This is a genomic window from Candidatus Aquicultor sp. (assembly GCF_054640775.1).
On record NZ_JBTSLF010000270.1, the window covers coordinates 1 to 2,533 of the forward strand.

General features: G+C 51.4%; 2 protein-coding genes. Both read left to right on the forward strand.

The window, feature by feature from the left end:
* Positions 1 to 138: 138 nt before the first annotated feature.
* Entirely contained in the window at positions 139 to 1,158 is a 1,020-nt protein-coding gene (locus ACYC56_RS13965) for an electron transfer flavoprotein subunit alpha/FixB family protein (RefSeq protein ID WP_461374783.1), read from the forward strand.
* A 3-nt stretch (positions 1,159 to 1,161) separates the two neighbouring features.
* Positions 1,162 to 2,533, forward strand: a 1,372-nt coding sequence (locus ACYC56_RS13970) for an FAD-binding oxidoreductase (protein ID WP_461374784.1), incomplete at its 3' end; no start/stop codon positions are given.

The following is a 2,533-nucleotide window of genomic DNA, read 5'->3' on the forward strand; positions in this document are numbered from 1 at the left end:
AGGTTTGAGGTTTAAGACAAAAGATGTTGTCAGGGTAAGATTTTTCCATGAACCCTACACCTTATACCTTGGACCTTACACCTTTCGTCTCACCCCTCGGACCTTGAACCTTTAAAAACTAAGGAAAAGGATTATCGGATGAAGGAAAAAGATTACAGCCAATATAAAGGGGTATGGGTGTTGGGGGAAGTGAGGGATGGACAGATTCACCCCGTATCCTATGAACTATTATCCTGGGGGAGAGGACTGGCCGATAAACTTTCGGTTGATCTTTCTATCGTTCTCATCGGGAGCGCTATTAGAGACAAAGTCGGAGAGTCCATTGCCAGAGGTGCGGATAGAGTTTACGTGATTGATCATCCGGCCTTGGACCACTTTAGGGTTGATCCTTTTGCGGCCGTTCTCACGTCCCTGGTCGAGGAATATAAACCGGAGATCTTGATCGCTTCAGCCACGACCATGGGGCGGACTATTATGCCCATCATGGCCATGAAGCTGGATGCCGGTCTCACGGCCGATTGTACGGGGCTGGATATCGATTTGGAAGAAAGACTCCTGATTCAAACCCGGCCGGCAGTAGGGGGGAACATTATGGCTACGATCAAGACCCCGGTTTTACGGCCTCAAATGTCGACCGTGCGCCCAAAGTCCAAGAGACCTCTGCCCCTCGACCCTTCAAGAAAAGGGGAAGTAACCATCAAGGAATTCAGCGAAGAGCTCCTGACCTCGAGGGTCAAGAGGCTGAAGTTTATAAAAGAGGAAGCCATCGGGGCGCCCATCCAGGATGCCGAAACTATCGTGGCCTTCGGCAAAGGTCTGAAGGACGGCAAACATGTGGAGCTGATGAGCGAACTGGCCGGATTGTTCGAGGGGTCCCTGGGGGCATCACGGAGCGCGACCGATCTGGGTTGGATTTCCTATTCCCACCAGGTCGGCCTCAGCGGGAAGACGGTTTGTCCGAGGCTCTACATCGCCGTTGGGATTTCCGGAGCAGTCCAACATCTGGCCGGGATGTCCTCAGCCGAGACCATCGTGGCCATCAATTCCGATCCGGAGGCGAATATTTTCGGGGTTGCGGATTATGGAATCGTGGGAGACCTTTTTGAAGTGGTTCCCCTTTTAATAAAGAAACTGAATGAAAAAGCCAAGGAGGCATAAATAATGGAGCGGCAATATGGGAAGGTTACCGTTGAGATAATCGAAGAGCTGAAAAAAATTGTCGGTGAAAAGAATACTATCTTTGATGATAAAGCCAAACTGAAAGAATATGGGATGGACACCCTTTCCCTGATCACCGGGGTCGTTTCTGAACCTGATGTGGCGGTAAGGCCCGAGTCTACGGCGGAGGTGGCGGCCGTTATGAAATTAGCCTCCAAATACAATATCCCGGTGACGGCCAGAGGGGCAGGGACCGGGCTGGCCGGGTCGGCCATCCCCACCCGCAACGGGATTGTTCTATCTTTAGAGAAAATGAATAAAATCCTGGAAATCGATACGGTGGACCGGGTGGCGGTGGTCGAAGCCGGGGTCATCACCAAAGATCTCTGCCGGAAGGTGGAGGAACACGGGCTTATGTACGCCGGATACCCCATGAGTACCGAGAGCAGTTTCATTGGTGGGAATGTGGCCACCAATGCCGGGGGGGCAAAGGTCATCAAATATGGAAATACCCGGAAACATATTCTGGGATTGGAAGTGGTGCTGGCCTCCGGAGAAATCCTTCAGCTTGGCGGTCGTTTCCGAAAGAGCACCTGGGGGTACGATCTCATGGAGACCATCATCGGGTCGGAGGGGACCCTGGCCATTGTCACCAAGGTCATCGTCAATTTAATACCCGGTGGGGGTAAGACCCTGGATCTTATCGTGCCTTTTCCGGATACGGAAACCGCGGTCATCGCTGTCTCCAAAATGATCGTCGAAGGCAACATTTTCCCGGTGGCGGTCGAATTCATGGACCGAATGGCCCTGACCCTATCGGCCAAACATCACGAGATCACCCTCCCCTTCACTGATAGGGACGACGTGGGGGCTTTTCTCATTGTCCAGCTTCATGGAAAATCGCAGGCAGAACTGGATGAGATTTATGAAAAGGCCGGTGAATTGTGTCTGGGAAATGGGGCCTTGGATGTTTTTGCTGCCGAGAGCCGGCGGGATTCCGAAAATATCTGGAAGGTCAGGGAGGAATACAGTCCCGGCTTTAGATTTATAGGTAAGATGGTTTACGGCAATCCGGGCGATGTTATCGTCCCTTTTTCCAAGGTTCCGGAGAGGATGAAGGAACTGAAGCGGCTGGAGAAAAAATATAACATAATGATTGCCACCGTCGGACACATTGCAGATGGAAATCTTCACACCCATTTTTTTAAACCCGATGAAGTTTCTCCTGAAAATTGGACCGAATACGCCAAGAAGATCTACGACGAGCTGACCGATTGCGCTTTGAAATTAGGGGGGGTAGGCAGCGGAGAACATGGGATAGGGATTTTGAAAAAGGCGATTTTTCTCCGGACTAAGTCGCCCGCGGAGATTGAAG

Bases quoted from the DNA above. Each gene is read 5' to 3' on its own strand.
- ACYC56_RS13965 (WP_461374783.1), top strand. From the start codon at position 139: ATGAAGGAAAAAGATTACAGCCAATATAAAGGGGTATGGGTGTTGGGG.